General features: G+C 67.5%; 24 protein-coding genes. 9 read left to right on the top strand and 15 right to left on the bottom strand.

Annotated features, from left to right (window positions below):
• Positions 1–453 precede the first annotated feature (453 nt).
• The 3 genes from QH196_RS26425 to QH196_RS26435 are packed head-to-tail and all read right to left on the bottom strand — an operon-like array spanning position 454 to position 3029.
• Positions 454–1710 carry an acyltransferase family protein gene (locus QH196_RS26425; protein WP_280418568.1) on the bottom strand — a complete coding sequence of 419 codons (1257 nt, stop codon included), beginning with the start codon at positions 1708–1710 and terminating at the stop codon, positions 454–456.
• Positions 1711–1712: 2 nt separating this feature from the next.
• On the bottom strand, positions 1713–2615 hold the full coding sequence (locus tag QH196_RS26430) for an SGNH/GDSL hydrolase family protein (RefSeq protein ID WP_280418549.1): 903 nt from the start codon (positions 2613–2615) through the stop codon (positions 1713–1715).
• A 48-nt stretch (positions 2616–2663) separates the two neighbouring features.
• Positions 2664–3029 carry a hypothetical protein gene (locus QH196_RS26435; RefSeq protein WP_280418550.1) on the bottom strand — a complete coding sequence of 122 codons (366 nt, stop codon included), beginning with the start codon at positions 3027–3029 and terminating at the stop codon, positions 2664–2666.
• Between the two features lie 148 nt (positions 3030–3177).
• On the opposite strand from QH196_RS26435, the gene QH196_RS26440 reads away from it, so the two are divergent.
• Positions 3178–3867 carry an AAA family ATPase gene (locus QH196_RS26440; protein WP_280418551.1) on the top strand — a complete coding sequence of 230 codons (690 nt, stop codon included), beginning with the start codon at positions 3178–3180 and terminating at the stop codon, positions 3865–3867.
• A gap of 69 nt (positions 3868–3936) precedes the next feature.
• Here QH196_RS26440 and QH196_RS26445 read toward each other — a convergent pair whose 3' ends face one another.
• Positions 3937–4872, bottom strand: coding sequence for a diacylglycerol/lipid kinase family protein (locus tag QH196_RS26445; protein WP_280418552.1), 936 nt, complete (start codon positions 4870–4872; stop codon positions 3937–3939).
• Positions 4869–6446: an FAD-binding oxidoreductase gene (locus QH196_RS26450; protein WP_280418569.1), complete on the bottom strand. Its 1578-nt coding sequence runs from the start codon at positions 6444–6446 to the stop codon at positions 4869–4871. Before QH196_RS26450 ends, QH196_RS26445 begins: the two co-directional genes overlap by 4 nt.
• Positions 6447–6565: 119 nt before the next feature.
• Between QH196_RS26450 and QH196_RS26455 the strand changes: the two genes are divergently transcribed.
• On the top strand, positions 6566–7177 hold the full coding sequence (locus QH196_RS26455) for a TetR/AcrR family transcriptional regulator (RefSeq protein ID WP_280418553.1): 612 nt from the start codon (positions 6566–6568) through the stop codon (positions 7175–7177).
• A gap of 54 nt (positions 7178–7231) precedes the next feature.
• Positions 7232–8785, top strand: coding sequence for a glycerol-3-phosphate dehydrogenase/oxidase (locus tag QH196_RS26460; protein WP_280418554.1), 1554 nt, complete (start codon positions 7232–7234; stop codon positions 8783–8785).
• On the opposite strand, the gene QH196_RS26465 is transcribed toward QH196_RS26460, so the two are convergent.
• Genes QH196_RS26465 through QH196_RS26475 form a run of 3 tightly spaced genes read right to left on the bottom strand, consistent with a single transcriptional unit; the run spans position 8773 to position 10038 of the window.
• The gene (locus QH196_RS26465) at positions 8773–9306 is read right to left on the bottom strand and encodes a GNAT family N-acetyltransferase (protein ID WP_280418555.1); all 534 of its coding nucleotides are present in this window, start codon (positions 9304–9306) and stop codon (positions 8773–8775) included. The two genes, QH196_RS26460 and QH196_RS26465, sit on opposite strands and share 13 nt — an antisense overlap.
• A 55-nt stretch (positions 9307–9361) precedes the next feature.
• Entirely contained in the window at positions 9362–9784 is a 423-nt protein-coding gene (locus tag QH196_RS26470; protein ID WP_280418556.1) for a PIN domain-containing protein, read from the bottom strand.
• A complete protein-coding gene (locus QH196_RS26475) occupies positions 9781–10038 on the bottom strand; it encodes a FitA-like ribbon-helix-helix domain-containing protein (RefSeq protein WP_280418557.1) in 258 nt (85 codons plus the stop codon). The genes QH196_RS26470 and QH196_RS26475 overlap by 4 nt, the downstream gene beginning before the upstream one ends.
• 210 nt (positions 10039–10248) lie before the next feature.
• On the opposite strand from QH196_RS26475, the gene QH196_RS26480 reads away from it, so the two are divergent.
• The 3 genes from QH196_RS26480 to fdhD are packed head-to-tail and all read left to right on the top strand — an operon-like array spanning position 10249 to position 14541.
• Positions 10249–11358: an FHA domain-containing protein gene (locus QH196_RS26480; RefSeq protein ID WP_280418558.1), complete on the top strand. Its 1110-nt coding sequence runs from the start codon at positions 10249–10251 to the stop codon at positions 11356–11358.
• Positions 11359–11407: 49 nt separating this feature from the next.
• Positions 11408–13717 (top strand): FdhF/YdeP family oxidoreductase, encoded by a 2310-nt coding sequence (locus QH196_RS26485; RefSeq protein WP_280418559.1) that lies wholly within the window; start codon positions 11408–11410, stop codon positions 13715–13717.
• Positions 13714–14541 carry a formate dehydrogenase accessory sulfurtransferase FdhD gene (fdhD, locus tag QH196_RS26490; RefSeq protein ID WP_280418560.1) on the top strand — a complete coding sequence of 276 codons (828 nt, stop codon included), beginning with the start codon at positions 13714–13716 and terminating at the stop codon, positions 14539–14541. The genes QH196_RS26485 and fdhD overlap by 4 nt, the downstream gene beginning before the upstream one ends.
• Before the next feature lie 109 nt (positions 14542–14650).
• Here fdhD and QH196_RS26495 read toward each other — a convergent pair whose 3' ends face one another.
• Positions 14651–15823, bottom strand: coding sequence for an FAD-dependent monooxygenase (locus QH196_RS26495; protein ID WP_280418561.1), 1173 nt, complete (start codon positions 15821–15823; stop codon positions 14651–14653).
• Between the two features lie 107 nt (positions 15824–15930).
• On the opposite strand from QH196_RS26495, the gene QH196_RS26500 reads away from it, so the two are divergent.
• The gene (locus QH196_RS26500; protein WP_280418562.1) at positions 15931–16659 is read left to right on the top strand and encodes a TetR/AcrR family transcriptional regulator; all 729 of its coding nucleotides are present in this window, start codon (positions 15931–15933) and stop codon (positions 16657–16659) included.
• A 27-nt stretch (positions 16660–16686) separates the two neighbouring features.
• On the opposite strand, the gene QH196_RS26505 is transcribed toward QH196_RS26500, so the two are convergent.
• Both QH196_RS26505 and mihF read right to left on the bottom strand, forming a co-directional pair.
• Positions 16687–17124: a nuclear transport factor 2 family protein gene (locus QH196_RS26505; protein ID WP_280418563.1), complete on the bottom strand. Its 438-nt coding sequence runs from the start codon at positions 17122–17124 to the stop codon at positions 16687–16689.
• 99 nt (positions 17125–17223) lie between these two features.
• Complete coding sequence (gene mihF, locus QH196_RS26510) at positions 17224–17538, bottom strand: integration host factor, actinobacterial type (RefSeq protein ID WP_033244686.1); 315 nt, start codon at positions 17536–17538, stop codon at positions 17224–17226.
• A 452-nt stretch (positions 17539–17990) separates the two neighbouring features.
• On the opposite strand from mihF, the gene QH196_RS26515 reads away from it, so the two are divergent.
• Together QH196_RS26515 and QH196_RS26520 are read left to right on the top strand one after the other, a co-directional pair.
• Complete coding sequence (locus QH196_RS26515; RefSeq protein ID WP_280418564.1) at positions 17991–18368, top strand: nuclear transport factor 2 family protein; 378 nt, start codon at positions 17991–17993, stop codon at positions 18366–18368.
• Positions 18369–18573: 205 nt separating this feature from the next.
• Positions 18574–19143, top strand: coding sequence for a carboxymuconolactone decarboxylase family protein (locus QH196_RS26520; RefSeq protein WP_280418565.1), 570 nt, complete (start codon positions 18574–18576; stop codon positions 19141–19143).
• A 129-nt stretch (positions 19144–19272) separates the two neighbouring features.
• Here the strand turns inward: QH196_RS26520 and QH196_RS26525 are convergent, their stop codons facing one another.
• The 4 genes from QH196_RS26525 to QH196_RS26540 form a co-directional block, all read right to left on the bottom strand.
• Positions 19273–19731, bottom strand: a complete 459-nt coding sequence (locus tag QH196_RS26525) for a hypothetical protein (RefSeq protein WP_280418566.1) — start codon at positions 19729–19731, stop codon at positions 19273–19275.
• Positions 19732–19831: 100 nt separating this feature from the next.
• Entirely contained in the window at positions 19832–21112 is a 1281-nt protein-coding gene (gene clpX / locus QH196_RS26530; protein WP_280418567.1) for an ATP-dependent Clp protease ATP-binding subunit ClpX, read from the bottom strand.
• Between the two features lie 362 nt (positions 21113–21474).
• A complete protein-coding gene (locus tag QH196_RS26535) occupies positions 21475–22143 on the bottom strand; it encodes an ATP-dependent Clp protease proteolytic subunit (RefSeq protein ID WP_051157257.1) in 669 nt (222 codons plus the stop codon).
• A gap of 83 nt (positions 22144–22226) precedes the next feature.
• A complete protein-coding gene (locus tag QH196_RS26540; protein WP_280418570.1) occupies positions 22227–22814 on the bottom strand; it encodes an ATP-dependent Clp protease proteolytic subunit in 588 nt (195 codons plus the stop codon).
• Positions 22815–23147 lie beyond the last annotated feature (333 nt).

Raw genomic sequence — 23147 nt, forward strand, 5'->3', positions numbered from 1 at the left:
GACCGGTGTGGTCTGGTTCGGGCGTGAGTCGTGAGGGTGAACGGGTCTCGGTGGGGTCCGGATCAACTGGCTCGCCGGCCCCCGGGGGGGGGGCCCCGGGGGGCGGGCAAAGCAGGGGCCGGGTGGGGGGGGGGTGGGGCGGGGCGGGCGCGGCCGGGGGGGCCCCGGGCCGGGGCCCTGTCAACCCCTGGTCTTCACTCCTTCGCTCCCCCGCTCCGGACCAAGGGCGGGCCCCGACCATGGATGTGGGCGGTATCGGATATCGGTGAGCGATGCCGAAGGCAACGGTGAGCCCGGATCGAGACAGGCAGTACAGGAAAGGCCGAGGCGGAGCCTTCGGTGGATGAGGGACACCGAAGACTCCGCCTACATCGATCAGCCTACCGCCGTTCTACGGCCGCCCCGCGAATCCACAACCAATTCTCAGCTTGAGCACCGGAATTCTCAGGTCGGTCACAAACCGGTGCTCGACGCCGGTTTATCCCGCGGCGCGGTGCGACGCCCCGAGAATCGGCGCATCAGCGGGTCGTCGATCCAGTGGTAGATGGCTGCCCCCGCCACCGTGGACACGATCAGGCTCAGTATGGCGAACCCCAGCCAGCCGAGCAGCCCGAACTGTTTGCCACCGATGAGGAAGCGGGTGATCAACGCCATCACGGGGAACTGGATCAGATAGAAGGCGAAGGAGATATTGCCCAGCCAGACCATCCGCGGTGAGGCGCTGAACCCCCGGATCCCCGCCAGGTCACGCGCGGCCAGCGTGGCCACCAGCGCCGTCATCGGCGCCAGCAGCAGCGCCGACATCTTGTAGTTCGGTGGCACCACCCAGGTCGCCGCATAGGCGATCAGCAGCGCGATCACCGGCAATGTCAGCCGGGTGTTGCGCCAGCGACCCTCCAGCACCAACCGTGCCGCGAGCACCCCGAGGAAGAATTCGGGCAGCCGGGAGAGCGGGAAGTTGTAGCTGAGCCAATACGACAAGGCCACCGGGATATCCGACTGCTCGAACCAGATGGGCGCGGCATGGAGTTCGAAGTACGGCGACTCCTCCCCCGGTATCAGCCGCGGCGCGAACGTATTCGCGATCCCCTTGGGTCCGGGCACCCACAGGTAATACGCGGTATGCAGTAAAAGGATCCCCACCAGCGTCCCCGCCAGCGCCGACGGCACCCGCCGGCCCTCGATCCGGCGCACCAGCGGCAGCAGCAGCGGAAAGCTCAGGTAGAACAGGATCTCCGCAGCAAGCGACCAGGACGGCACATTGAGTCCGCCGACCGTCGTCCACTTCGGCACCCAGGTGTGGATCAGCGCGAGGTTCGGCGCCCAGACCACCGGCCGCGTCAACGGGACGCTCACCACCAGGATGAACGTGACGGCCGCGACCAGGTGGGTCGGGTAGATCTTCAGCACCCGGCGCCAATAGAACCGCGGCACCGAGCTGCCCGGCCGGAACGACCAGTAGATGATGAACCCGGACAGGACGAAGAAGAAGGTCACGCCCGCGGCGCCCAGCTGCATGGGCATGAGCTGATGGATCTGCCGGAACAGCTCCGACTTCTGGAACGGATACACCGGCAGGAACACCAGGGCATGCAACACGAAGACGGCGAACGCCGCCCACCAGCGTGCCCCGGTCAGCGACGGCAGCGACGGCCGCGCGGCCGCGGTATCGAGGACTTCCGATCCGGACTCGGCCCGGGCCGGGACCATCTTCACCGGCGGATCGCTTCGTACACGGTCGCCGCGGTCACCGCGTCACCGTGCGCCGAGGGATGGAACGGCATCCCGGCCATATCGGCCGCGGGGTCGAAGAAACCGTTCAGCCACGGCTCGTCGGAGCACAGTCCGTGGCCCGCGGTCGCCGAGCGGATATCGACGAACTCGAGGTCCAGCAGTTCCGCGGCGTCCCGTTGCGCGTTGTCGAGGCGGTCCAGGTATTCGGTCACCGCGCGGCCCCGCGGCTGCACGACCTGCCCGGCGCCGAGCACGTTCACGCACAGGTGTTCCTGCCCCGCAGGGAACAATTCCGGGTACCCGACCAGCATGATCCGTGCGTTGGGCGCGTAGTACCGCATATAGGTGATCACCTCGCGGATGCGCTTGGCGTAGAGCTGACCCGTGACGTTCCGGTACTCCGTGAACCGTCCCTGTTCGGCGGCCTCGAGCCCGCATCCGTCGACGAAGTTGAATACGCAGGACTGCAACGAGGTGATCAGCGACGCCGAATTGGTCTTGGACCAGACATCGTTCATCCCGGTCTGGATCGCAATGACCTGGGTCTCCGGACCGAATGCCTGCTGCTTTGCCGCCTCGGCCACCTCGTGCACGAGCCACCAGCCCTGCCCCGACGAGATCGTGGAACCACTGCAGGAGGCGTCCACGAACTCCGGCGTGCCCGCGACACCCATATGCTCGCTCAGCCGAGTCGGCCAGGAGGTGGCCGCGTGCAGGCACTCCTTGGTCCCCGAGAACAACTTCGGGTAGTTCGCAGTGAACGAATCACCGAGAACCACCAGGGTTTTTCCTGGGTGGCGGGGGTTTTCGGCCGGCGCCGCCGCGGCCGGTGCGTACATGGTGGTCGCGGTGAGCGCGGCCGCCACCACAGCGCTCGCCATTCCCACTCGCCACCGGAAAAACTTGCGGAACACGATTTCACCCGTCGATCAGTAGCCGGCCTGCGGATCGAAATCGGGGAGCGTGAGTGTCGGCTCGGGTTGAGCGGGTTCGGGTTGGACGGGTGGCTGCGCAGGTGCGAGAGGCTGCGGGGCCGGCTCCTCGGCCGGTGGTTCCGCGGCCGGCGGGGGCTCGACGGCAACGGGGGGAGCCGGTGGCGGGCTCTGCGGCACCGGAGTGGTCGAGGCAACGCTCGACGGCGCCTCCGTGCTGGTCACAGCGGTTGTGGAGGTCGTCGGGTGGTCGTCGTGCGATGCGGAGTCGTCGCCACACCCGCTTACGCCGAGAACCACCGCGGCGCATACGAACACGGTCACCAGGCAACGTTTCATGAAGCTTCCCAATCCTGCAGGCATTTCGGCATCCTCGACCCACCCGTCCCGGGTCGCGGAGTTGTCACCGGCGATATCGCCGGACCCGCCGGGCCCGTTACCATCCGGTACTCTGCCGTCGGCGCGACCGGTACAGTTGCCGAATTCGGCCGCACTGGGGACCCTGGACCACGTGAACCCCCCGCTCGACTCGGTCCCGTTGTATCCCCCCGAATCCGTCTTCCCCGAATCGGATTCGCTTGTCGTGAACCCGCGGGGAGTCGTGGACCTACGGGGCCGCCGCACCGGGGAGTTGCGGTATCCGCCCACGGCCACAGTAATTTTCGCGGGCATCCCCGGTGCGGGTAAGAGCACCGCGCTGCGCAAACTGTTCGGCTCCGAACCCGACGCCGAGACCGCGCCGGTGGGCCACGGCGGTTCGCTGGTCCTCGATTCGATCCAGGCCCGGAACTCGTGGCGGCCCCGGCTGGCCTGGTTGCCCTACCCGCTCTGGCGCCCGGTGGTTCATCTGGTGCATTTCCGCCGGATCTGGATCGCTCTGCGCGACCATACGGGCCCGGTGGTGGTCCACGATTGCGGCACCGTGGCGTTCACCCGGCATCTGCTGACCCGCTGGGCCGCGCGACGCGGTCGCGAACTACATATGGTGCTGCTCGATGTCCCCGCCGCGATCGCCCGGGACGGGCAGTATGCGCGGGGGCGACGGGTGGGCCGGGCCTCATTCAACTGGCATGTACGGCGCTGGAGACGCCTGCTGGACCGAGTCGAGAACGGAACGGGGCCACGGCCGCAACCGGAGTCGGTGGTGGTCCTGGACCGCTCCGGTATCGATCACCTGCACGAAATCCGGTTCGCTGCCTGACCCACCGGCTCGCGGCACCCGGCGAGCGGGCACCGGGTCCACCTCACCGCGTCTGCGTACCGGCGGAACTCAGCACAACACGGTGAGCGCGCGCGGTGCGATCCGCAGCGTGACCGGGAGGTGCCCGGCGGGTTCGCCGTCGGCAGTGGCGGGGGTATCCGGCGCCGACAATCGCACCGATTCGACCCGGTACTGGCGCACAGCGGGATGCTCGATCCGTTTACCCGCCGACAGTGCGGGAAGAATGCGCAGCATCTCCAGATGCGACACCTTGCCCACGACCGTCACATCGAGCATCCCGTCATCGCAGACGGCATCAGGGCAGATCCGCATCCCGCCGCCGTAGGTGGTGGTGTTACCCACCGCGACCAGCAGCGCCTCGGTCTCGACGACCGGATCCGGATGGTCCCCACCCAATTCGATGCGATACGGCACGCTGGTGCCGTGGGCGATCTCGGCGACCGCGGCGAAGGTGTAGCGCAACCGCCCACGCGGCCGGCGCATCCGGTTGGCGCGCAGGGTGACCCGGGCGTCGTAACCGGTGCAGGCCACCGTCGCGAACCACATCGGTTCGTGCCCGCTGGGTTCGAGCCGGCCCAGGTCTATCGTGCGGGTCCTCCCTCGGCGGACCAGGTCGGCGGCGGCGCGGGGATCGTCGCCGATACCCAGTTCCCGAGCGAGATCGTTCCCCGTGCCCGCCGGGAGCAGGGCCAGCGGGACCGTTGTATGCGCAAGCGGATCGAGAATTGTGGAGACCAGTCCGTCACCGCCGACGCAGACGACCGCGTCGGGTGGTCCGGCGGCGAGGGTGGCGCGCAACTGCTCCCGTGTTTCGGCGGCGGTGGGGGCGTGGATCTCGAGGATCTCGATCCCGTCGCCGGACAGCTGTTCCATGATCGCGCGTGCCGCGTCGCGGGCCCGGCCCTGACCGGCGGACGGGTTGGTCACCACGGCGACCGCTCGCACCTCGCGGAGATCGGCTCCGCGGCCGCCGGCCTCGGTCATGGCAGCAGTGTGCCAGGGTTGAGGATCCCGGCCGGGTCGATTTCGCGTTTCACCGCGCGTAGTACCCGCACCCCGAGCTCCCCGATCTCGTCCGGTAGCCAGCGGCGATGGTCCGCGCCGACGGCGTGATGGTGGGTGATGGTGGCGCCGGCGGCGGCGATGGCGTCCCCGGCTGCCTGTTTCGCGGCCTGCCACTGCGTGATCGGATCGTCGAGGAGTTTCGCGACGACGGTGAAGTACAGCGAGGCACCGGTCGGGTAGGTATGCGAGATATGGCACATGACCAGTGCGGGCGTGCCCTGGGCGGTCAGTGACTCGGTTAGCGCGCTGGTGACCTGCGTTTTCAGTTCGCCGAGACGATTCCACGTGGTGGCGGTTTCCAGGGTTTCGCACAGCACTCCGGCATCGAGGAGGGCATCGCGCAGGTAGGGCGCCGCGAAACGGCCGTGCTCCCAGGCCCGGGCCGGATCGGGCCCCAGTTCGGTACCACCGGCCGCACGCAACAGGTCGGCCGCCTCGGCGCTGCGTGCGGCAACATGTGCCGCGCTGCCCTCGAAAGTCGTCACCGCCAGGCACCCGGAAACCGGGGCACCGCCGACATCCTTGGAACGGGCCAGATTCAACCCGGTTTCCGCCTCGTCCGACAGCCGCAGCACGGTGGGCGGCGCACCGGCCTGCACCACCGCGCGCAATGCGGTGGCACCGGCGGCGAAATCAGGGAACGACCAGGCCATATGGTCGGTGACCTCGGGGATGGGATGCACCCGCACGGTCACCTCGGTGATCACCCCGAGCGCCCCTTCGGAACCCACGAACAATTCACGCAGATCCGGTCCGGCCGCCGAGGCCGGCGCGCGGCCGAGTTCCACTGTCCCGGTGGGTGTGGCGACCCGCAGCCGCTGGACCATATCGTCGAAACGGCCGTATCCCGCCGAGGCCTGCCCCGACGAACGGGTCGCGGCAAAACCGCCGATACTGGCGAATTCGAAACTCTGCGGGAAATGTCCGAGGGACAGACCGTGCGCGGCGAGCAGCCCTTCGGCGCGCGGCCCGGTGACCCCGGCGCCGAAGGTCGCGGTACCGGAGACCGGGTCGCAGTCCAGCAGCGCGTCGAGGCGGCGCAGGTCGAGCGCGATCACCGTCTCGAAACGATCGCGTACCGGGTCCAGTCCACCGACCACGCTGGTTCCGCCGCCGAACGGAACGACGGCGATGCCCTCTTCGGAGCAGTAGGCGAGCACATCGGCCACCTGTGCGTGATCGGCCGGGTAGACCACGGCGTCGGGGGCGTCCTGTGGGCCGGTGGCGCGCCGTCGCAGCAGGTCGAGAGTGCTTTTTCCGCCGGCGTGCCGCAGCCTGGCGACGTGTTCGGTGGTTATCTGCTGCTCCCCCACCACCCCTGCGAGTCCAGCGCGCCGGTCCGGAGACAGGACCGGCGGCCGCAGCGGCACATCGCCCTCATCACGACGTATCGCCGGTTCCCCGGAGATGCCGAACACCTGGCCGAGCAGACCGCGGATCTGCTCCGGCAACGGTGTGTGCCCGGCGGGAACTCCCCAGGCGTCCCACACCATATCGGGTCGTGCGGCGGTCGCGGCCGGTTCTTCGGGGGTGTCGCCCTGCCCAGTGGTCATGCGTTACAGTTTGACATGTTCTGTCAAGCAGTAACTAAGTGAGATGAGGTTGCCGCCCCGTGCCCCCTGGTGCAGTCCCCGAAGACGCCGGTTCCGTGGACCGGCTCATCCTGGACGCCGCACGTGACTGTGTCGCGGAATTCGGGGTCCGCCGGACCACGCTCGCCGAGGTCGCCCGGCGCGCACGGGTGAGCCGGCCCACGGTCTACCGGCGCTGGTCCGACAGCCGCGCGCTCATCGGCGAACTGCTGGTGCGCGAGCTGCGCGCGATCATCACGGCGGCCGTACCCGAATCGGGCGATGCACGTACGCGCCTGGTCGCGGGTATCGTCGGCGGCGCGGCGCAGGTGCGGTCGAACCCCCTGTTCGGCAAGATCTTCCGCACCGATACCGATCTCATGCTCACCTATGTCTTCGGCCGCCTGGGCCGCAATCAACGCGAACTGCTCGACCTGTTCGGCACCGGTATCCGCGAGGGCCAGGCCGACGGATCGGTACGCCGCGGCGACCCGGCACAGCTGGCCGCGATGGTCCTGCTGATCGCGCAGTCGGCGGTCCAGTCGGCGGCCACGGTCGCCGAACTACTCGACGGACCGGCAATGGATACCGAACTCCGGCACGCCCTCGACGCGTACCTCGCGCCCGAGACCTCCTCGTCCAGGAAGGAGTAGCGCACGGCCCGCGGACCACCGCCCCGCCCTCAGCGGCAGCCGTGCCACGAAACCATGGTCAGCAACCCTTCCGACACCACCGGCGCCGCGCTCAACGCCCGCCGGCGCGTCCGCGAACTCACCGCCCTCGGCGACGATCCCACCGTCGACCTACTGGTCATCGGCGGCGGAGTAACGGGTGCCGGCGTAGCCCTCGACGCGGCCGCCCGCGGACTGCGCACACTGCTGGTGGAGAAACACGATCTGGCACACGGCACCAGCCGCTGGAGTTCCAAACTGGTCCACGGCGGCCTGCGCTACCTGGCGAGCGGACGGGTCGGTATCGCCTACGAGAGCGCGGTGGAACGCGGGATCCTGCTGCGCCGCAACGCCCCCCACCTGGTGCGGCCGTTACCGCAACTCGTACCGCTGCTACCCGATATCGGCCTGTCCTCCCGCGCACTGATCCGCACCGGTTTCCTGGCCGGCGATCTGTTACGCACCGGCGCGCGCACCTCCGGTTCGCTGCTACCGCGCTCGCGCCGGGTGACCCGGGCCGAAGCACTACGTCTGGCCCCGACCGTGCGCCGCGACGGGCTACGCGGCGGACTGCAGGCCTGGGACGGGCAACTGGTCGACGACGCCCGGCTGGTGGTCGCGCTGGCCCGGACCGCCGCCGCCCGCGGCGCGACCGTACTCACCCGCGTCGCGGCCGAAACCGTCACCGGCGACGGGGCCACCCTCCGCGACACCCGGACCGGGGAAACCCTCACCGTCCGCGCCCGGGCGGTGGTCAACGCCACCGGAGTCTGGGCCGACGAGGTCGATCCCAGTATCGAACTGCGCCCCAGCCGGGGCACCCATCTGGTGTTCGACGCCGCGGCCTTCGGCGGCCTCACCGCCGCACTCACCATCCCGGTTCCCGGTTCCGTGGGCCGCTTCGTCTTCGCCCTGCCCGCACCGCACGGCCGGATCTATCTCGGCCTCACCGACGAGGACGCACCGGGGCCGGTCCCCGACGAACCCCGCCCGACCCCCGCCGAGATCGATTTCCTGCTCGACACAGTGAACACCGTGGTGCGAATCCCCCTCACGCACAGCGATATCCGCGGCTCCTATGCCGGACTGCGCCCACTGCTGCGCACCGGCGGTGACAGCACCGCCGATATCTCGCGCGAACATGCGGTCCTCACTTCGCCGTCCGGTGTGATCACCGTGGTCGGCGGCAAACTCACCACCTACCGCAAAATGGCACAGGACGCCCTGGACACCGCGACAGCGCATGCCCGCCTGACCGCCGGACCGTGCCGGACAACCGATCTACCGCTGGCCGGCGCCGTCGCCGGCGCGGCACGCGATCGCCTGCTCGCACCCCAACTGCTGATCGAACGCTACGGCGCCGAAGCACCCGCCGTCGCCACCCTGGCCGCCACCGACCCCGAACTGGCTACCCCCGTGGCACCGGGAGCGGATGTGCTGGCGGCGGAATTCGCCTGGTCCCTCACCCAGGAAGGCGCCCTGGACGCCGGCGATCTGCTGGACCGCCGCACCCGGATCGGCCTGGTCGCACACGACCGCGCCGCGGCCCGGGCCACCGCCGAGGCGATGGTCGCCGCCTATTCGGAGTGAGCCGCGGCGTACTGCCACTCCGGCACGGAAGCGGTCATACAGGCGCGCGGCCAGCGATCCAGTCCGTGCGCGATCTCTTCGGCCCGCACCGCGCGCAGACCGGGCGTCTCGTCGGTGGTATCGAGATAGCGGAATCCCATCCGCGCGTAATAGGGCCCATTCCAGGCGACCTCGGTAAACGTGGTCAGCGTAATCGCCGGCAGCCCGCGTTCCGCGGCCCAATGGACCGCCCGGTCGATGAGCCGCCGCCCGATCCGCTGCCCCCGGTATCCGGGCAGCACCGACACCTGGTCGATATGCGCGTTCCCGTCGACAACGCTCACGATCAGATACCCCACCGGCGCCCCGGCAGCCTCCCACACCCAGGCCCGGCCGTCGAGCACGAATTCACCGAGGACCTCTGCGGACAGCGGTTCATCCCCGGCCACCGCATCCATCCCCACCGCGGCGAACGGCTCACCGGCCCGCACCTCGATCTCCTGCAGCCGAGGTATATCCGCGACGGTGACCTCGCGAATCATGAGCACTTCCGCGAGGCAAAGCGGCAAGATTGCGAGTGTCGAGTCATGGCTGCGATCATTCCGCTCGCCACGGATCGATGGCGGGAACTCCGGCGGCCTCGAACGGCGACCGGTCGCGGGTGGCAACGGTGAAGCCTGCAGCGGCCGCCGTGGCGGCAATCATCCCGTCGGCGACGGCGATTGCGAGCCCGGCAGCGCGGGCGGCCGACATGAGGCGGGCGTATTCCGCGGTGGCGGCCAGGTCGTAGGCCAGGATGCGACCAGTGAACGCGGATACGGTGTAGTTCTCCAGCCAGTCGGTGTATTCGTCGCGGCGGCGGCCGGCGGGCATCGTAGCGATGCCGTACCGGAGTTCGCCGACGGTGACGGCCGACAGGTACAGGGTTTCGCTGGCCTGGGCGTCCAGCCATGCCGTGACCCGCTCGTCCGGGGCCTTCTTGGTGGTTTCGCTGATGACGTTGGTGTCCAGGATGATCACCGGCCGAACACCATCGGTTCGTGCGGGGTCTTGTCACGACCGAAGTAGGCGGCGTGTTCATCGTCGGTGAGCCGGTTCTCTTCGCTGATGACGCCGGCGAGCAGCGTGCCGAGCTTGATCCGTTCGGGGGGTTTTACCGCCTCGGTGAGGATTGCGCGCATTTCGGCCTCGATGCTGCGTTCGTTGCCGGCCGCGCGCTGGCGGATGGCGCGGTGGACTTCATCGCTCAAATTTCGGATCGTCACGTTCTTCATGCGCCATCATCTCCTCGCTGCGGACTACCACTGATCACAATACCGACAGATTCGCCATCAATGATGGCAATATCGAAGGGCCTGATATCACCTTCATGATAACCCCATAGGACGCTCAGCTCGACGGCTCAATTGCGCGGGGTCGCAGGCGCCGCAGGAAAATACAGCTCGCCTCTATGCTGGTGCCGTGGTCTGAGGAAGGAGCCTGGGGTGCGCGTCGATACGTCCACCATCGGTATCGCGCCGGGTGAGGGCCTGGTCGCGCGCTTCGGTGATGTCGTTATCTATCTGGTGGGTGCCAATGCGTCCACCGAGCGGATACTCGGCGCCGTCGAGGCGGTGGCGGATGCGGAGCATCCCGGGGCGGCGATCGCGCAGCGGCTCGCGGCGGTGGTCTTCGGGACCGGTTCGGAACCGCCCCCGTTCGGGCTGGTCGCGCCCACCGCGGACGGCACCCTGGTGCTGTTGCGGGGGCCGGTATCGGCATTGATCTCCGGTGCGGAGGGGTCCCGGCGACTGGTCGGGGCGCGTGCTTTCACCTGGGTGGACGAAATCGTCCGTGATCCGGTACGCACCCTGTCGGTCGGTCCGGGCGCGGACGCCCAGGTGACGCCGTATCCCCGGACCGATCTGCGCGCCGGGGTGGTGCCCGGTGGCGGATTCGTGATCCACGCGGCGGTACGCCGGAGCAAGAAACCGGGCCGGCCCGCCGCGGCCGCCGCGGCGAAACGGGTCGCCGGGGAGCCGCCCGCCACGGCACCGGCCGGTCTGGTCGCCGCCGATCCGGAACCGGCGGCGGATTCCGGGCCACGTACAGGACTTGCGAGCGCGCACCCGGCGGAGCCGCTACCCGGCACCCGGGCCTGGTCCGCGGCACCGGCGCGGCAGGCCGCGGATCACATCCGGCTACGTAAGGACGCGGGGAAATCGCGCGCGCACGCCGCCCACAACGGCACGGACGCCCCGGAGAACGGCCCGGCCGTACTGCTCGCCGAGGACGGTACGAGTTATCCGCTGGACCGCGCGTACGTGATCGGCCGCGGGCCCTCGGTCGACGAATCGGTGCGCCGCAAAACCGCCGCACCGCTGGTGCTGCAGCGCGACCGCCATATCTCGCGCGTCCACGCCTACCTCTCGGTGGACGCGGGCAAGGTTTATCTGCGCGACGCCGGCACCGCGGCCGGGACCTTCGTCTCGACCCCCGACGAACCGCGCTGGACCCGTATCGGTCAATCCCCGACCGAACTACCACCCGGCGGCCGGATCCGCATCAGCGAACAGGTCCTCACCTACCCGTCGGAGACCGCGCACGCCGGTTGAGCGGTGTGCCCGGACCACACGTCCGCGCCGCACAGCGCACAATGGCGGTATGCACCGCAACGGCCCTACCGAGGACATCGACGAATCCGCGCTCACCGTCACACCGCCGAAGACGCAGGCAGCCGGGGTGCGGGCGGTCGGTGTCGCGCTGGGGCGGGCGGTCGCCGATATGGGGGTGGTCCGCACCGCGCGCACGCTGGCGCGGGTGAACCAGGTGAACGGGTTCGACTGTCCGGGGTGCGCCTGGCCGGAACCCAGCGGGCCCCGGCGCCCCGCCGAGTTCTGCGAGAACGGGGCGAAAGCCGTCGCCGAGGAGGCGACACTGAACACCGTCGGCCCGGAGTTCTTCGCCGGACATTCGATCGCCGACCTCGCCGGGAAGTCCGGGTACTGGCTGGGCCGCCAGGGCCGCCTGACCCATCCCATGGTGCTGCGGCCGGGCGATACCCACTACCGCCCGATCGCGTGGGACGACGCCTACCGGCTGATCGCCGAGCAGTTGCGCGCACTGGACTCCCCGGACGAGGCCGTCTTCTACACCTCCGGCCGCACCGCGAACGAAACCGCGTTCCTCTACCAGCTGATGGTCCGCAGCTTCGGCACCAACAACCTGCCCGACTGCAGCAATATGTGCCACGAATCGTCGGGAACCGCACTCACCGGCTCCATCGGGATCGGCAAGGGTTCGGTGACCGTCGACGATTTCGCCGCCGCCGATCTCATCCTGATCGCCGGCCAGAACCCGGGCACCAATCATCCGCGCATGCTCAGCGCGCTCGCCGACGCGAAGAAATCCGGCGCCGAAATCGTCGCGATCAACCCGCTGCCCGAAACCGGCCTGATCGGTTTCCGCGATCCGCAGACCGTGCGCGGGCTCACCACCGGCGTCGATATCGCCGACGATTTCCTGCAGATCCGCCTCGGCGGCGATATGGCCCTGTTCCAGGGCCTGGCGAAACTGCTGTTCGAGGCCGAGGACCGCGCCCCGGGCACCGTCCTGGACCGCGCCTTCATCGAATCGCATACGGCCGGTTTCGCCGGCTACGAGCGCCATATCCGCGCGGTCGACCTGGATACCGTGTACGAGGCCAGCGGTCTCACCCCCGATGAACTCGCCCGCACCGCCGACCGGCTGGCCCGCTCCCGCAGCACCATCGTCTGCTGGGCGATGGGGCTCACCCAGCACAAGAACGCGGTCGCCACCATCGAGGAAGCGACCAATCTGCTGCTTGCGCGCGGCATGATCGGCAAACCGGGCGCGGGGGTCTGCCCGGTGCGCGGTCATTCCAATGTGCAAGGCGACCGCACCATGGGCATCTGGGAGAAGATGCCCGAACCGTTCCTCGCCGCCCTGGATCGCGAGTTCGAGATCACCAGTCCTCGCACCCACGGCTACGACACCGTCGCCGCCATCCGCGCACTGCGCGACGGGCAGGCCCGCGTGTTCTTCGGTATGGGCGGCAATTTCGTCGCCGCCACCCCGGACACCACCGTCACCGAGGCCGCCCTGCGCAACTGCGCACTCACGGTGCAGGTATCGACCAAACTCAACCGCAGCCATATCGTCCACGGCGCCACCGCGCTGATCCTGCCGACCCTGGGCCGTACCGATCTGGATATCCAGAACGGCCGGCGCCAGCAGGTGTCGGTGGAGGATTCGATGTCGATGGTGCATCTGTCCACCGGCCGGCTGGATCCGGTGAGCGACGAACTACGCAGCGAGGTCGCGATCGTCTGCGAACTCGCCCGGGAGCTGCTGGGTCCCGGACATCCCGTGCCCTGGGAAGGTTTCCGCGACGACTACGACCGGATCCGCGATGCCATCGCCCGGGTGGTACCGGGCTGCGCCGATTACAACAGCCGGGTCCGGCAACGCAACGGTTTCGTCCTGCCCCATCCGCCGCGCGATACCCGCGAATTCCGCACCGCCACGGGGAAAGCCAATTTCGCGGTGAACGACCTGAGCTGGGTGCCGGTACCGCCCGGCCGGCTGGTCCTGCAGACGCTGCGCAGCCATGACCAGTACAACACCACGATCTACGGCCTCGACGACCGTTACCGCGGCGTCCACCACGGCCGACGGGTGGTGCTGGTGAACGCCGGCGATATCGCCGAGATGGGTTTGCGTGACGGCGATCTCGTCGATCTGGTCGCGGAATGGACCGACGGTATCGAACGCCGGGTAGCCGGCTTCCGGCTGGTCGAATACTCCACGCCCCGCGGGAACGCCGCCGCCTACTACCCCGAAACCAATCCCCTGGTACCACTCGACCATGTGGCGGAGCGGTCGAATACCCCCGTATCGAAGGCGGTCGTCATCCGGCTCGAACCCCATATCCACCAGCGCAGCGCCGAATGAGCAGAGTTACCGCGCGACGCCGGATGCGACGGATCACCCCGGCCGGCGAGATCACCCGTCCCGATACCCTGGCCGTCGAAGAACCCCTGGAAATCCGGGTCCGCGGGGAATCGCTCACCGTCACCATGCGCACCCCGGGCAACGATATCGACCTGGTGCACGGTTTCCTCTTCGCCGAATCGCTGATCACCGAGGCCGCCGATATCCGCACCGCCCGCTACTGCGCGGGGACAGACGACGAAGGCCGCAACACCTACAACGTTCTCGATATCGACCCGGCCGCCCCCTTCGCCCTGCCGAAGCGCCCGTTCCTGACCACCGGCGCCTGCGGTGTGTGCGGGAAAACCGCCCTCGACGAGATCCGGCAGCGCAGCCGCCACCCACTCCCACCTCCGCAACCATTGATAGAGGCCGAAGTCCTCGCCCGCCTGCCGGACGCCCTACGCCGGCGCCAGACGGTTTTCGACGCCACCGGCGGCCTGCACGCCGCGGGCCTGTTCACCACCGACGGTGAAGCCGTGGCCGTACGGGAGGATATCGGCCGGCACAACGCGGTCGACAAGGTCATCGGCTGGGCGCTGCGGGAGAACAGGATTCCGGCATCGGATCTCGTGCTGGTCGTCAGTGGTCGCGCCTCGTTCGAGCTCGCGCAGAAAGCGGTCCTCGCCGGTATCCCGATCCTCGCGGCGGTCTCGGCCCCGAGCTCGCTGGCCGTGGATCTCGCCGCCGAATCCGGGCTCACCCTGGCAGGTTTCGTCCGCGGCGACACGATGAACCTCTACACCGGCGCGGAACGAGTCGCGGGGTCGATCCCCGGCATCTGACGTGGACAACGCTTCGGCCGCAGTCCGGTAGCTCGCCGTGGCGGATTCCGCCGTGTATCGGCGCATTCTCCGGCTGTTGCGGTCCGCAGCAACCGGTGCCCACGACCGGTCAGCGCGGTTCCCACGCCGGGTAGCCGGTGAGATCCAGATCGTCCTTCGCTTCCACTGCGAACTCATCCATGAGACCGAACCAGCGCGATCCGAGAAACCAATCACGCAGCCGCAGGCCATATGCGGTTTTCGGTGCCAGGAACGGGCCGGGACTGCTCCCGAGACCGACCTTCGCATACCTGCGCATGATCCGGTCGTATCGGGCGAAAGCCACCGTATGGTCGCCTGCTGCGGCGGCCAGTTCCCCGGCGAGCACATAGGCCCCCACTACCGCCAGACCGGTACCGAACCCGGCGAGGGTGTTCCCATAGGCACTGTCTCCGACCAGCGCCACCCGTCCCGACACATAGCTCGGCATCCGGACCCGGGCCAGGGCATCGAGGTAGAAATCGCCGAGTTCGGGGAGTTCGGCGAGCATTTCCGGTACCCGCCAGCCCATCCCGGCGAACTTCTCGGTCAGCACACGACGCTTGTCGGCTTCGTCCGCGAACTGAATCTCGGGTGCCGCGAACAGATACATCTGCTGCGCCTTCGGACCGCCGCCTACCGCAAGCCGGCCCGCGTCGTTATGGGCATACGATTCGCGCCTACGCGGCCCATCCGACTGCGCACGCCGGGGTGGTTCGCCGGCTATGGCGTAGTAGTAACCGCGGTGCCGGACGAACTGCTCTTCCGGTCCGAAGGTCAGCCGGCGCACCCGCGAGTGGATACCGTCCGCACCGAAAACCAGATCGAAGCGAGCGGCCGGACCGTTCTCGAACTCGACCTCGACACCGCCCTCGGTATCGCGAAGCGCACTGATCGAATCACCGAACCGGTAGGTGCAGTGCCGCGCACCGGCCTCGTACAGGATCGCGGCCAGGTCGCCACGCAGTATTTCGACGTCACCGCCGGTGAAATCGCCGGATATCCGCGCTCGCTCGCGCCCGCGGGCATCGACGAGGACCATATCGGTGGCGCCGGTACTACGGCGGCATATCTCGTCGTAGACGCCCATCCGCTCCAGCACCGTGCGATGCACGATCCCTTTGAAGTCGACAGCCTGGCCGCCTGGTCGCAGCGATGGGGCCCGCTCGACCACTGTGACATCGAATCCGTAGCGAGCCAGCCAATAGGCGAGCGCGGGACCGGCGATACTCGCACCGGAGACGAGAACGCTGCGGTTCTTCATGGTGAGCTCCATCCAGAATAAGCGTCCAACGGATACTGTTTCCACCGGACGCAGTGCAGCGTATGGTAGACACAATTCCACGTCAACCGAATTTCGAGAGGTACCCGATGGCGACCCCGACCGTGCTGGAAATGCTCTGGGGTATCGATCGGCCGTCGACCCGGGGACCCAAACCCACCCTGTCCCGCGCCGCGATCGTGTCCGCCGCGACCGAACTGGCCGATGCCGAAGGACTGGCCGCGGTATCCATGCAGAAGCTCGCCGACCGGCTCGGATACACCAAGATGTCGCTGTACCGCCATGTGCCGGGCAAAGCCGAGCTCACCGCGCTGATGACAGAAGCGGCCCTGGCCGGCCTACCGGAACTGGACACCACCGGCGCGCCACCGTGGCGGTCCGGGCTGCGGTCCTGGGCACTGCTGAGTTTCGAACGCTACCGACGGCATCCGTGGGTGATGGAACTGCTGACCGGCACCCGGCCGATGGGCCCCAACGAGCTCGGCTGGACCGAAGCAGCCCTCGAGACGATGGCGGATATCGAGCTGTCCGGCCCGGAGCGGCTGGACACGCTTGTCGTACTCAACGGGCACGTACGCAGCCTGGCCCAGCAATTGATGGGCCCCACAGCCGGTGAGAAGGAATTCACTTCGACAATGGCCGCGGCGCTGGAATTGGCAGGCGGCCGTTTCCCACGGCTGATCGAGGCCGTATCGGAGCCCTCCGGAACACCGAGTCCGGGCGACCGGACGCACCACCGCGATGCCGCCCTCGAATTCGGAATCGAGCGCATACTCGACGGTGTGGCAGCCCTACTGGCAGATCGCGCCATTCCGTGAACACTTCCCGTATCACATGGCCACCGGTTACATTCCCGGTAGCCGAATCCCCCGGTCCGCCGCTACACGGGCCAATTTCTCCGCCTCGTCGATGGCCACGGCGACATATGTGCGCCAGCCCTCGTCGTCACGGCGCAGCAGATATTCGTAATCGCTGTCGGTGAGCAGCGCATCGTCACCGTCGTAGAAATGCCAGCGCACCCGGACCCGCACCAGCGCGGAGGTCAGCTCGGCGAATTCCAGCAGGGTGTGATCGACCCGGGACAGGCCCAGCATCTGGTACATGGGATGCGCCTGCGCCAGGCCGCGCGCCATCTCTTCCCGGGAATGCAGCGCCCCGACGAATTCATCGCCGACGATCGTGCCCGGGACGCCCCACAGTGCGGCCGTACGCTCGGCGTCGAAGGCGCTCAGCGTGGATTGATATTCATCGAGGAATGCTTCGATGGCATCACGTGTGGACATAGCAGCACCTGGCCCGCCGGGCCATGCCGGTCGTTTCGCCTGACGACCGGCTCGGCCGCGGCCGGAGTTCGGAGCGCCCACGATCGGACGCTCCCCTCCTCAGTTGGCCAGCGCCTCCAGCAGCGCCGCCCGCTGGCGGGCACCCAGACCGCCGATCCGGCGATCCTCCGGGATCTCCGCCTGGTCCATCAGCTTGGCGGCCTTCACCGGCCCGACCCCCGGCAGCGCCTTGATCACAGCGACCACCTTGGTCTTCTTGACCAGTTCATCGCTATCGGCCTTGCGCAGCAGGTCGGCGACCGAAACTTTGCCGTCTTTCACCTGACCGATCAGTTCGGAGCGCGCCTTGCGCACCGCCGCCGCTTTGGCCAGAGCCTCCGTGCGTTGTTCCGCGGTCATCGTTGGCAGTGCCATATCTCCTCCGCTTTCACTCGTCGCTCGAACATCTGGTTGATCGGGGTCGATTCAACATCACAATACCGACACCGAACCGCCGACACACCGGCCAGACCAGCAGTCATAGCAATGATTTCTGAGTGAGTTACCGCGGCGGGCCCGGATCTGCCCCTCCGCACGCTCCGGAACTGGTCGCAATACTGACTGAAACACGTAACATCCGCCGGTTCCGCAGCGAAATTCCGGGCAGACGCATTACTTGCGCGGCGGCGATTCAACGGCGAACCGAGGGGTCAGCGAAGACGCCCGTCCGGCGCGCAAGGTATGCGCTCTGATCAGGTCTTTCTCCTTTCCACGCCAACGGGGCCCGAAAATGGGCTCCCGGCCTGCCACCCCGTTCCCGGTGCCGGATCGGCACCCGGCTGCTACGCTCGCGAACCTAGAACACGTTCCAATTCGTAGGAGTGGTGATGGCACGGGAGATCCGCGACGTAGTCGAGCAGTACGTGAAACGAGTCGGCTCGGGAACCACCGAAGATATCGTCGCGCTCTACGCCCCGGATGCCGTGATCGAAGACCCCATCGGCACCGAGCCGAAACAGGGCCACGACGCCATCCGGGAGTTCTACAACGTCATCACGAGCCTCGAACGCGAGGCCTCGCTCGCGCCGGAAACCGTGCGGATCGCCGGTAACCACGCCGCCTTCGTCTTCACACTGGTCACCAAGTTCGACGGTCAGCGGATGACCCTGAGCCCGATCGATGTCATGGAATTCGACACCGAGGGCCGGATCACCCGCATGCGCGCGTACTGGAGCGCCGGCGATATGGCCGTCGAGCCCGAATGAGCCGCGATCCGGCGGCTCTACTGCGCTGAGCCGTCGTATCGCCGACCTCGGGGCTGCCCACGGCCGGCCCCGGCCCCCATCATGCGCGCGAACTCTCCGAGATCCCGCGCGCCGGGCCGGCACCGTGGGCACCCCGGGCGTCACGCCGCGGGACCGTATCTCGTCCAGGTAGTAGAAGCATCCACCCGGACCGAGGAGACACCCGATGAGCACTACCCGTATCCCCCCGCTCGCCCCGAAGGACGCCGGGCTGCTGACCAAGGCCATGTACTGGTTCGCGCGGCGCAAGATCGGCGAAGTACCGGAACCGTTCGCGGTCAGCGGCCACCACACCGGAATCCTGCTCGCCGGCGGCATTCACGAACTCGTGGCGGAGCGGGCCTCCACCAAACTGCCCGCCAATATCCGCGAAATCGCCGTCTACCGCACGGCCTGGACCGTCGGCTGCTCCTGGTGCGTCGATTTCGGCACCATGCTGCAACGCCTGGACGGCCTGGATATCGACCGGCTCCAGCACATCGACGAATACGAGACCTCTTCGCATTACACCGACGACGAGCGGGCGGCCATCGCCTACGCCGACGCGATGACCGCGACCCCGATGACGGTCACCGACGAGCAGGTGGCCGACCTGGAACGCAGGTTCGGCAAAGCGGGCGTGATCGAATTGACCTACCAGATCGGCCTGGAGAACTCCCGGGCGCGCAACAACCACGCGCTCGGCATCACCTCGCAGGGATTCAGCACCGATTCGTGCCGGGTGCCGTGGGCATGAGCGGTCAGGCCCGGAGGCGGTAGCGAAGCGTCACCACGCAGGGCCCCGCTCATGCCCCATGGACACAGCATGAGCGGTCAGGCCCGGAGGCGGTAGCGAAGCGTCACCACACAGTGCCTTGACCGCCGGTCAGATCACCCAGCACGCGTAACCGATATGTGCGCCGCGGCCGACGAACACCTGCACCGACGGAGCGGGGCCGCCGCCCGGCTGGGCCGCCTGCAGGGTGTGATCACCCTCGTAGGCGGGAACCCAGGTGATCAGTGCCAGTCCGCCGCCCGCGGGCGGCACCGTGGCGATCGGAATGCCGTTGTCGTAGAAGGTCACCGGGGTCACCGCCTCGCTGAGCCGGGCCCGCAGGGTGTAACTGCAACCGGTGCCGTAGTTCGTGCGGATCCCGGCATTCATATCCGGGGTGACACTGACCTGGGTCACGGTGGCGGCGGCCGACGGAGCACCGAGTACGGCGGCCGTCAGGGCCGCCGCCAGTACACAGAAAACGGCGCCCGCCCGGCCGAACCGTGCGGGCGCCGGGATGTCTGCACATCGCTCGCGCCGTAAACCCCCGGCAAGCAGCTGTGTCGCCATAACCGCTCCTACATCGCACGAATGTCGAGTGGTGACGACCATACAGCGCATACGCCGCCGATAAGGCCGGAACCGGCCTCGGAACGGTTGCGGTCGGGCGTCAGGCCGACTTGTCGCGACGCTCCGCGCGCTCGCGCTTACGCGGAACGATCGTGGGCAGCACATTGTCGTTGACGGTATCCGCGTCCACGACGACCTTCGCCACATCGTCGCGGCTCGGGATATCGAACATCACCTGCTGCAGCACCTCTTCCATGATGGCGCGCAGGCCGCGCGCCCCGGTGCCCCGCAGAATGGCCTGATCCGCCACGGCCTCGAGCGCGTCACGGGTGAACTCGAGATCCACGCCGTCCATCTCGAACAACCGGATGTATTGCTTCACCAGCGCGTTCTTCGGTTCGGACAGGATCTTCACCAGTGAATCCTTGTCCAGGTTCGTCACCGAGGCGACCACCGGCAACCGGCCGATGAACTCGGGAATCAAACCGAATTTGATCAGATCCTCCGGCATCACCTCGGAGAAATGATCGGTGGTATCGATCTCGGCCTTCGACCGCACCTCGGCACCGAAACCGATCCCGCGATGGCCCGTGCGATCGGAGATGATCTTCTCCAGACCGGCGAATGCGCCCGCCACGATGAACAGCACATTGGTCGTATCGATCTGGATGAATTCCTGATGCGGATGCTTACGGCCACCCTGCGGCGGCACGCTCGCCTGCGTACCCTCCAGAATCTTCAGCAGCGCCTGCTGCACGCCTTCACCGGAAACATCCCGGGTGATCGACGGGTTCTCGCTCTTACGCGCGATCTTGTCGACCTCGTCGATGTAGATGATGCCGGTCTCCGCGCGTTTGACGTCGTAATCGGCGGCCTGGATGAGTTTGAGAAGAATATTCTCGACATCCTCGCCGACATAGCCGGCCTCGGTGAGCGCGGTGGCATCGGCGATCGCGAACGGCACATTGAGCATTTTCGCCAGCGTCTGCGCCAGATAGGTCTTACCGCAGCCGGTAGGACCGAGCATCAGAATATTGGACTTCGCCAGCTCCACGCTTTCCCCGCGCGCGTCCCGGCCCTTGTCCCCGGCCTGAATACGTTTGTAATGGTTGTACACCGCGACCGCGAGCGTCCGTTTGGCCGTGTCCTGGCCGATCACGTAGTTCTCCAGGAAATCCCGGATCTCCGCCGGTTTCGGCAGCTCGTCGAGCTTGACCTCGCTCGATTCGGCCAGCTCTTCCTCGATGATCTCGTTGCACAGATCGATGCACTCGTCGCAGATGTACACCCCTGGTCCCGCAATGAGCTTCTTGACCTGCTTCTGGCTCTTCCCGCAGAACGAGCATTTGAGCAGATCGCCGCCGTCGCCGATGCGCGCCATCGTGTGGGTCCCTACTTCCTTGTTCGCGTGCAACCATCCGTCCAGCTGTCAGCCGGCCGCGCCCGCAATGGAGCGAAATCCGGCGCTGTCACCCGGATCGAGGGGCGGTGCTGTCAACCGGGAACAAAGGTCCCTGGGTTTGACCGTACCCGGTGTGTGCGATCGGGGTCGACAACTCGGGCAGGTTTCTCATCGCGGTTGTGCGGGGTTTCACGTGGATACGGCGTTGTCGCGCGATTTCCACCGCGCGGGCCGTACGGGGCGTGTCGCACGTTCGCCGCCGCAGCGGCGCGGCCGGGTCCCGCAGCCCGGCCGGCCCGGCGTACCGCTGTCGATCGCGGTGCGCCGGACTCCGGCCGCGCTTACTTCTGAGCGCTGAGCTTCCGGTAGTCGAACACCGTATCGATGATCCCGTACTCCTTGGCCTCCTCGGCCGTCAGGATCTTGTCACGATCGGTGTCCTTGCGAATGGTGTCCGCGTCCTTGCCGGTGTGGCGGGCCAGCGTGGTCTCCATCAGCCGGCGCATCCGCTCGATCTCGGCGGCCTGGATCTCCAGATCCGACACCTGACCCTGGATCCCGCCCTCGACCGACGGCTGGTGGATCAGCACCCGCGCGTTCGGCAGGCAGGCCCGCTTACCCGGGGTACCCGCGGCCAGCAGCACCGCGGCCGCCGACGCCGCCTGCCCGAGGCAGACGGTCGCGACATCGGCACGCACGTACTGCATGGTGTCGTAGATCGCCATCAACGAGGTGAACGAACCACCCGGGGAGTTGATGTACATCGTGATATCGCGATCGGGATCCAGTGATTCCAGCACCAGCAGCTGCGCCATGATGTCGTTCGCCGAAGCATCGTCGACCTGCACGCCGAGGAAGATGATGCGCTCCTCGAACAGCTTGTTGTACGGGTTGGATTCCTTGACACCGAAGCTCGAATGCTCGATGAACGACGGCAGAATGTAGCGCGACTGCGGGCCCGCCGGGGCGAGGCCGCCCAGACCGGCGCGTGCAACGTTCGGATTGGCCATATTCGTCTCCAAGTCTATGAGTGAGCTGTCCGCTGAACACCGATCACGGCCACCGCCGCGCAGGCGGCTCCGCGAACGACGTCCTAGTTGCCCGTGCCGCCCGCCTGGCGCGCACTGGTGATCACCTGGTCGATGAAGCCGTACTCCAGCGCCTGCTGGGGGGTGAACCAGCGGTCGCGGTCGGCGTCGGCGTTGATCTGCTCGACCGGGTTCCCGGTGTGCATCGCCTGCAACTCGTTCAGCTCACGCTTGGTGTAGGCGAACTGCTCGGCCATGATCGCGATATCCGCGGCCGAACCACCGATACCGGCCGACGGCTGATGCATCATGATCCGGGTGTGCGGCAGCGCGAAACGCTTACCCTTCGCGCCCGCGGTGAGCAGGAACTGCCCCATGGAGGCGGCCAGGCCCATACCGAAGGTCGCGATATCGCATTCCGCGAACTGCATGGTGTCGTAGATGGCCATCCCGGCGTTCACCGAACCACCCGGCGAGTTGATGTAGAGCGAAATATCCTTGGTGGGATCCTCCGCCGACAACAGCAGGATCTGCGCGCAGATCTTGTTCGCGATGTCGTCGTCGACCTGGGTGCCGAGGAAGATGATGCGCTCACGCAGCAGGCGCTCGTACACGGAATCGCTGAGATTGAGCCCAGCGGTCGGAGCTGTCATGACCTCGGCTTGGTTGATTGTCACGGATACCTGCCTTCTCTCGCCGGCTCGTTGCTGTCACAAACATTAACGAAACGGGGCGTGACCGAACTCCCGATCCCCACCCACTTCGCTCATAGCGCAATATTTATGGCGACGCCTCCGGCGTCGCGGGGCCCGGGCCCGAATTAACCCAGGTGATAAAAACAAACCACCACCGCATAACACCACGCCAGCGGCACCGCGGAATGGAAACAGAACAGCGGTGGCCGGGAACCGGTGCGCCGCAGTGGAAGCAAGGTCTGCAGGCCGTCCGCTTCGTCACCGCAGCTACCGTCGCCCGTGCTGCACCTG

The sequence above is a fragment of the Nocardia carnea genome (assembly GCF_029868325.1).
GTDB classification, from domain to species: Bacteria; Actinomycetota; Actinomycetes; order Mycobacteriales; family Mycobacteriaceae; genus Nocardia; species Nocardia carnea_C.

What these genes read in the sequence shown, in the direction of transcription:
- QH196_RS26500 (WP_280418562.1), top strand. Translation starts at nt 15,931, where the DNA reads ATGGCGACCCCGACCGTGCTGGAAATGCTCTGGGGTATCGATCGGCCG.
- QH196_RS26515 (WP_280418564.1), top strand. Translation starts at nt 17,991, where the DNA reads ATGGCACGGGAGATCCGCGACGTAGTCGAGCAGTACGTGAAACGAGTC.
- QH196_RS26465 (WP_280418555.1), bottom strand. Translation starts at nt 9,306, where the DNA reads ATGATTCGCGAGGTCACCGTCGCGGATATACCTCGGCTGCAGGAGATC.
- mihF (WP_033244686.1), bottom strand. Translation starts at nt 17,538, where the DNA reads ATGGCACTGCCAACGATGACCGCGGAACAACGCACGGAGGCTCTGGCC.
- QH196_RS26535 (WP_051157257.1), bottom strand. Translation starts at nt 22,143, where the DNA reads ATGGCCAATCCGAACGTTGCACGCGCCGGTCTGGGCGGCCTCGCCCCG.
- QH196_RS26505 (WP_280418563.1), bottom strand. Translation starts at nt 17,124, where the DNA reads ATGTCCACACGTGATGCCATCGAAGCATTCCTCGATGAATATCAATCC.
- QH196_RS26540 (WP_280418570.1), bottom strand. Translation starts at nt 22,814, where the DNA reads ATGACAGCTCCGACCGCTGGGCTCAATCTCAGCGATTCCGTGTACGAG.
- QH196_RS26460 (WP_280418554.1), top strand. Translation starts at nt 7,232, where the DNA reads ATGGTCAGCAACCCTTCCGACACCACCGGCGCCGCGCTCAACGCCCGC.
- QH196_RS26495 (WP_280418561.1), bottom strand. Translation starts at nt 15,823, where the DNA reads ATGAAGAACCGCAGCGTTCTCGTCTCCGGTGCGAGTATCGCCGGTCCC.
- QH196_RS26430 (WP_280418549.1), bottom strand. Translation starts at nt 2,615, where the DNA reads ATGGCGAGCGCTGTGGTGGCGGCCGCGCTCACCGCGACCACCATGTAC.
- QH196_RS26520 (WP_280418565.1), top strand. Translation starts at nt 18,574, where the DNA reads ATGAGCACTACCCGTATCCCCCCGCTCGCCCCGAAGGACGCCGGGCTG.
- fdhD (WP_280418560.1), top strand. Translation starts at nt 13,714, where the DNA reads ATGAGCAGAGTTACCGCGCGACGCCGGATGCGACGGATCACCCCGGCC.
- QH196_RS26450 (WP_280418569.1), bottom strand. Translation starts at nt 6,446, where the DNA reads ATGGTGTGGGACGCCTGGGGAGTTCCCGCCGGGCACACACCGTTGCCG.
- QH196_RS26425 (WP_280418568.1), bottom strand. Translation starts at nt 1,710, where the DNA reads ATGGTCCCGGCCCGGGCCGAGTCCGGATCGGAAGTCCTCGATACCGCG.
- QH196_RS26525 (WP_280418566.1), bottom strand. Translation starts at nt 19,731, where the DNA reads ATGGCGACACAGCTGCTTGCCGGGGGTTTACGGCGCGAGCGATGTGCA.
- clpX (WP_280418567.1), bottom strand. Translation starts at nt 21,112, where the DNA reads ATGGCGCGCATCGGCGACGGCGGCGATCTGCTCAAATGCTCGTTCTGC.
- QH196_RS26435 (WP_280418550.1), bottom strand. Translation starts at nt 3,029, where the DNA reads ATGCCTGCAGGATTGGGAAGCTTCATGAAACGTTGCCTGGTGACCGTG.
- QH196_RS26445 (WP_280418552.1), bottom strand. Translation starts at nt 4,872, where the DNA reads ATGACCGAGGCCGGCGGCCGCGGAGCCGATCTCCGCGAGGTGCGAGCG.
- QH196_RS26475 (WP_280418557.1), bottom strand. Translation starts at nt 10,038, where the DNA reads ATGAAGAACGTGACGATCCGAAATTTGAGCGATGAAGTCCACCGCGCC.
- QH196_RS26485 (WP_280418559.1), top strand. Translation starts at nt 11,408, where the DNA reads ATGCACCGCAACGGCCCTACCGAGGACATCGACGAATCCGCGCTCACC.